This is a genomic window from Streptomyces sp. UNOC14_S4 (assembly GCF_020740835.1).
Classification (GTDB): Bacteria; Actinomycetota; Actinomycetes; order Streptomycetales; family Streptomycetaceae; genus Streptomyces.
On sequence record NZ_JAINFC010000452.1, the window covers coordinates 1 to 6,195 of the forward strand.

General features: G+C 70.7%; 5 protein-coding genes. 3 read left to right on the top strand and 2 right to left on the bottom strand.

The window, feature by feature from the left end; all coding sequences use genetic code 11:
• On the top strand, positions 1-774 hold a 774-nt coding region (locus K6I34_RS29285), incomplete at its 5' end, for an esterase family protein (protein ID WP_229330457.1).
• 94 nt (positions 775-868) lie between these two features.
• Here K6I34_RS29285 and K6I34_RS29290 read toward each other — a convergent pair.
• The gene (locus tag K6I34_RS29290) at positions 869-1,780 is read right to left on the bottom strand and encodes a menaquinone biosynthetic enzyme MqnA/MqnD family protein (RefSeq protein WP_374231050.1); all 912 of its coding nucleotides are present in this window, start codon (positions 1,778-1,780) and stop codon (positions 869-871) included.
• A gap of 308 nt (positions 1,781-2,088) precedes the next feature.
• Here K6I34_RS29290 and K6I34_RS29295 point away from each other — a divergent pair, with 308 nt between their 5' ends.
• On the top strand, positions 2,089-2,292 hold the full coding sequence (locus tag K6I34_RS29295) for a cold-shock protein (protein WP_004943697.1): 204 nt from the start codon (positions 2,089-2,091) through the stop codon (positions 2,290-2,292).
• A 333-nt stretch (positions 2,293-2,625) separates the two neighbouring features.
• Positions 2,626-3,807: a lipase family protein gene (locus K6I34_RS29300; protein ID WP_229330459.1), complete on the top strand. Its 1,182-nt coding sequence runs from the start codon at positions 2,626-2,628 to the stop codon at positions 3,805-3,807.
• Between the two features lie 226 nt (positions 3,808-4,033).
• Here the strand turns inward: K6I34_RS29300 and K6I34_RS29305 are convergent, their stop codons facing one another.
• Positions 4,034-5,923 (bottom strand): long-chain fatty acid--CoA ligase, encoded by a 1,890-nt coding sequence (locus tag K6I34_RS29305; protein WP_229330461.1) that lies wholly within the window; start codon positions 5,921-5,923, stop codon positions 4,034-4,036.
• Positions 5,924-6,195: the final 272 nt, after the last annotated feature.

Here is a 6,195-nt window from a genome sequence, read left to right on the forward strand (position 1 = left end):
GGCTTCACCGGCAAGGTGTGGGTCTGGGCGCCCAAGGAGTACGAGGACCCGAAGTACGACAAGAGCGGCTTCCCCGTCATGATCGCCCTCCCCGGCGGCCCCGGCTTCCCCTCCAACTACTGGATGGACGACAACCTCAAGCTGGAGTCGTCGATCTCCAAGTGGTACTCCGAGGGCAAGAGCAAGCCCTTCATCCTCGCGATGCCGGTCCTCAACCCGCACCCGGACGACGGCGGCCTCTACTGGGACGGCAGTGACATCCCCGGCCAGCCGAAGATGGGCACCTGGCTCACCGAGGACGTGCCGGACCTGATGAAGGCCAACTTCCGGACAATCAAGTCGCGCGACGGCTGGGCGTTCATGGGCTCCTCCTCCGGCGGCTTCTCCGGCCTGAAGGCCGTACTCAAGCACCCGGACAAGTTCAAGGCCGTGATCGCCTCCGGCCCGGACATCGTCCCGGACTCCCCGCTGTGGAAGGGCCACGAGGCCGAGAAGAACGCGAACAACCCCGAGCTGCTGGCCAAGGACCTGATCGCCGCCAACAAGCCGGGCACGGACATCTACCTCGCGTTCCAGTACGGCACGCTGGAGAAGAGCGTCATCCCGAAGGTCGACCAGTTCATCAAGACATACGGCAACAAGGGGCCGATCCACACCCGCCTGCAGGTGATCCAGGGCGGCAAGCACGACGCCAAGACCTATGTGCAGGGCATGGGCGACGGCAGCATCGCCTGGATCAGCGAGCACATGGTGGGCCCGATCCCCGCCTCCTGACGACCGCCCCGAGCGGCGGCCGGGCCCCGGCCTGTTCCACCGGGGCCCGCCCCCTCGTAGTCCCCGCCTGAAGCCCTGACCCCGAAGCCCGGGGTCAGGGCTTCAGCAGTTCCACGCGCACGTCGGAGGGGAAGCCCGTGGTCGGGCCGGTGCGCCGGGCGAACTCGGTCACGCCCGCGAGCTGGTCCGCGCCGAAGCGGAAGTCGAGCGTCGTGAAGTAGCGCTCCAGCAGCTCCGCGTCGAAGGCCTCCCAGCGCGCCGCCTGCTCGGCGACCTTGCCGACCTCGTCCAGGGAGACGTCGCGGGACGCCAGGAACGCCCGGTGCACCTCGGCGACCAGGCCCGGCACCCGGGCCAGGTAGTCCTTCCGCACGGCCCACACGGCGAAGACGAACGGCAGCCCCGTCCAGTCCTTCCACATCTGCCCCAGGTCGTGGACCTCCAGGCCGAGCCGCGGGGCCTCGTGCAGCGAGGCGCGCAGTGCGGCGTCCCCGATCAGCACGGCGGCCTGCGCCTCCTGCATCATCAGGCTCAGGTCCGGCGGGCAGGTGTAGTAGTCGGGCCGCACGCCGTGCCGCTCCGCCAGCAGCAGCTGCGCCAGCCGTACGGAGGTGCGCGAGGTGGAGCCGAGCGCGACCCGCGCGCCGTCCAGCTTCTCCAGGGGCACCTGCGAGACGATCACGCAGGACATGACGGGGCCGTCGCAGCCGACCGCGATGTCGGGGAGGGCGACCAGCTCGTCCGCGTGGCGCAGGAACTCGACGAGGGTCACGGGACCGATGTCCAGCTCGCCGCGGATCAGGCGCTCGCTGAGCTTCTCCGGGGTGTCCTTGGTGAGCTCCAGGTCGAGCAGCGTGCCCGTCCGGGCGAGCCCCCAGTAGAGGGGCAGACAGTTGAGGAACTGGATGTGACCGACGCGGGGGCGGCCACCGCGCCGGTCCGGGGCCGACTCCGGGGCCGGCTCCGAGGATGACTCCGAGGGTGACGCTGAGGATGAATTGTCCACATCCGGAGGCTAGCCCCGCGGCCCCGCAAGATCCGGAGCGGGGGGCTCGCAGGAGGGCTCGCCGGGCCCTCGCCCGGCCGATGCCCGACCCCGGATCTTTTCCGGCCCGAACACGTGGAAAACCATCCGACAGCGTGATCTTCGACTCTTCCACCGTCAGAACCCTGCGTGCTACGCTCGTCGCAAGTTGCAGTTTGGTTTCCCTTGCAGTACAGAGCCTGCGGAGCATGTGACCCCGCAGGCTTTTGTAGTTTTCAGACTTCTCGCAGGTTCTGGAGCAGGGCAACCCTTTGGCCCAAGGAGGGCTTATGGCTACCGGAACCGTGAAGTGGTTCAACGCTGAAAAGGGCTTTGGCTTCATCGCCCAGGACGGCGGGGGCCCCGACGTCTTCGTCCACTACTCCGCGATCAACGCCTCTGGCTTCCGCTCCCTCGAGGAGAACCAGGCGGTCACCTTCGACGTCACGCAGGGTCCGAAGGGCCCGCAGGCGGAGAACGTCACCCCCGCGTAATGCTCCGGATCTTCTGATCCGGCGGCTGCACGCCTGACCGATCGCGGTCGATGCAGTACCCAAGGAGCCCTGTCCTCCCCGTTTCGGCGGAGGGCGGGGCTCCTGCCTTTTCGGGCCCGGCCCCCGGGCCTCAATTCTTCACACGGTTTTTCCTTGTGATCCATTTCTTTCGTTTTTGTTCACGAACGACCACATCATTGCTAGCGGATGATCGAATTCCGCGAGCCATGAATCTTCCGCGCCGGAAAAACCGTGCGCCGGGCTTCCTTCCTTACCCGCCGGTCACTACGGTCACCCCACTGATCCGGCACCACTGGACGGTCGGAGGAGCCCATGAAGCTGCGCACCACGGCACTGTCCGCGCTCACCGCGCTGGCCCTGTCCCTCGGCCTGGCGGGCACGGGAGCCGCGGCCGACGAGGACAGCGCCCGTAGTACCGCCCGGAATGTCGCGGACGCGGCCCCGGGCGACGTCCTCAGCTCCGCGCCCACGTCCTTCCACCCCCTGCCCGGGCAGCCCACGAACACCAGGGCCTGGCACATCACCTACCGCTCCACCACCGCCAAGGGCGCCCCGAACGTCGTCTCCGGCACCGTGATCGTCCCGCAGGACGGCAGACCGGGCCCCCGCCCGCTCGTCTCCTACGCCGTCGGCACCGTGGGCCTCGCCGACCAGTGCGCCCCCTCCGCGGGCTTCCCGAACGGCACCACACTGGAGGCCAACCTCATCCAGCTGCTGACGCTGCGCGGCTGGGCCGTCGCCGTCACCGACTACGAGGGGCTCGGCACACCGGGCGACCACACGTACATCGTCGGCCGGGCCGAGGGCCACGCCGTCCTCGACGCGGCCCGGGCCGCGCTCCGGCTGCCCGGGACCGGGCTCGGCAAGGACACCCCCGTGGGCATCATGGGCTACTCCCAGGGCGGCCACGCGAGCAGCTGGGCCGCCGAACTGCACGACTCGTACGCCCCCGAACTCGACCTCAAGGGCACGGCCACCGGAGGGGTGCCCGCCGACCTCCTCAAGACCGCCGACTACAACAACGGCTCCGTCGGCGCCGGGCTCGTCCTCATGGCCGCCATCGGCCAGAACGCGGCCTACCCCGAGCTCCGGCTCGACTCCTACCTCAACGACCGGGGCCGCTACTACGTCGACTTCCTCAAGCGGAACTGCGTGATCGCCTCGGCCGCCGCCGGCCTCTTCAAGCGCATCTCCGACGTCACGGTCAGGAACCCGCTCTACGAACCGGACTGGCAGCACGTCCTGCGCCTGTCCGACCTGGGCTCGCACGCACCCGACCGGCCCGTGTACCTCTACCACGGCGTGGTGGACGAACTCGTGCCGTACGCGGCGGGCGAGCAGTTGCGGGCGGACTGGTGCGGGAAGGGAGTGGCGGTGCAGTGGCAGCCGCTGCTGCTGGGTGAGCATGTCGTCGGTGCGGTCGCCGGAGCGGTGCCGGCGACCGACTGGCTGGCCGCGCGCTTTGCGGGTGCCCCCGCCCCGACGAACTGCTGACCGTCGGCCGGGGCTGCGCCCCCGGACCCCGTGCGGCTCGGTTGTGGCTGCGCCTACCGGGGTGCGGCTTGCGCTCGGCACGCGGCTGCCGGTCCGTCGTGGCTGGTCGCGCAGTTCCCCGCGCCCCTTGAGGGGGCTTCGCCCCCTGACCCCGGCGGTCGCGCACACGCGGCGGAGCCGCAGAATGTCACAGCCCCGCGCCCCTTACGGGGCGCGGTACTCCCGCTCAGGCCATGTACAGGGCCTCCACCTCCGGCGCGAAGTCGCGCGCTATCGCGGCCCGTTTGAGCTTCAAGGATGGCGTTATGTGTCCCGACTGCTCCGTGAAGTCCACCGGCAGTACCGCGAACCGCCGTATGGACTCCGCGCGGGAGACGTACGAGTTCGCCTCGTTCACGGCGAGTTGGAGTTCCGCGCGGAGTTCCTCGTCCTGTGCCAGTTCCGCTCTGGGCAGCTCGGACTTCCCGTGCATGCGGGCCCAGTGGGCGAGGCCGTCCGGTTCCAGGGTGACGAGGGCCGCGACGTACGGGCGGTTGTCGCCGACGACGACGCACTGGTCGATCAGGGGGTGGGCCCGCAGCCGGTCCTCCAGTGGGGCGGGGGCGACGTTCTTGCCGCCGGAGGTGACGATCAGCTCCTTCTTGCGGCCGGTGATCGTGAGGTAGCCGTCCTCGTCCAGCGCGCCCAGGTCCCCGGTGGCGAACCACTCGCCGACCGCGGGCGCGGGCACCGCCTCGCCCCGTTCGCCGTCCCAGTAGCCGGAGAAGACCTGGCCGCCGCGCAGCAGCACCTCACCGTCGTCGGCGATCCGCACCGCCGCACCCGGCAGCGGCCAGCCGACCGTGCCGATGCGGGGCTTCAGCGGCGGGGTGATGGTGACGGCGGCCGTCGTCTCCGTCAGGCCGTAGCCCTCGAACACCTCGATGCCCGCGCCCGCGCAGAACGCGGCGAGCCGGTGCCCCAGCGGCGAGCCGCCGCTCAGCACATAGCGGACCTGGCCGCCGAGCGCGGCCCGTATGCGGCGGTAGACGAGCGGGTCGTACACGACACGCGCCGCCCGCAGCGCCGGCCCGGGCCCGCTGCCCGTGCCGTGCCGCCGGGCCTCCTGCGCCTCGCCGTACTGGGTAGCAACCCTGGCCGCCCGGTCGAACACGGCCGCCCGCCCGAGCCGTTCGGCGGTGGCGCGGCCGGTGTTGTAGACCTTCTCCAGCACATACGGGATGACGAGCAGGAAGGTCGGCCTGAAGGCCGCGAGGTCGGCCAGGAGTTCCTCCGTACGGATCGACGGCGCGTGGCCGACCCGTACGCGCGCCCGCATACAGCTCACGGCGACCGTCCGGCCGAAGATGTGCGACAGCGGCAGGAAGAGCAACGTGGCCGCGGGAGCCCTGGACGTCGCCTTGAACATCGGGTGCAGCAGCTCACCCGAACTGTCCGCCTCGGCGAAGAAGTTGGCGTGGGTGAGGACGCACCCCTTGGGGCGGCCGGTGGTGCCCGAGGTGTAGATGAGGGTCGCGACGTCCTCGGGGGTACGGGTGGCACGTGCCTCGGTGACCGCGGAGGCGGGCACACCCCGCCCTGCGGCCACGAGCTTCCCGATGGCACCGTCGTCGAACCGCCACACGTGGGCCGGCCCGGACGACTCGGCCCGCGCCTCCTCGACCAGCCGCTCCTGCTCCGCGCTCTCGACCGCGCACGCGACGGCGCCGGAATCCTTGAGGATCCAGCGGACCTGATGGGCGGACGAGGTGGGATAGATGGGCACGCCGACGAGCCCGGCGGCCCAGGCGGCGAAGTCCAGCAGCGTCCACTCGTAGCTCGTACGCGCCATGATGGCGATCCGGTCACCGGGCCGCAGCCCGTGCGCGATCAGCCCCTTGGCGACGGCGAGCACCTCGGCGGCGAAGGTGGCGGTGGTGACATCGCGCCACGTCCCGTCGGGCTGCTTGCGGCTGAGCACGACGTCGGTGGGCGCGAGCGCGGCGTTGTCGAACGGCAGATCCCCGAGGGAACCACTGGTGACGGGCGGCGCGAGCGGGGGGACCGAGGCCTCCCGGACGACTCCGTGCACCAGGGTGGTGCGGGGCGGGGTGGCGGCGACGTGCGTTTCGGACATGTGCGGCTCCTGTTGTCGGCCCACAGACACCTACTCAGCGGTAAATCCGGCCCACCCTACGCTGCGTGGCTGCGCATGCTCCAGACCACGTCGGGCTGTGGCGGCGCGCCCTTGCGCTCCGCGCGCGGCAGCACGTCCGTCGTGGCTGGTCGCGCAGTTCCCCGCCCCCCCCTGAAAAGCCGCCTGCGAGCTCGGTGTGCCGGGCTCGTCCGGCGACTGCGGGCCGGTGGGGACTTCTCGCGCAGTTCCCCGCGCCCCTGATGGGGCCTGTC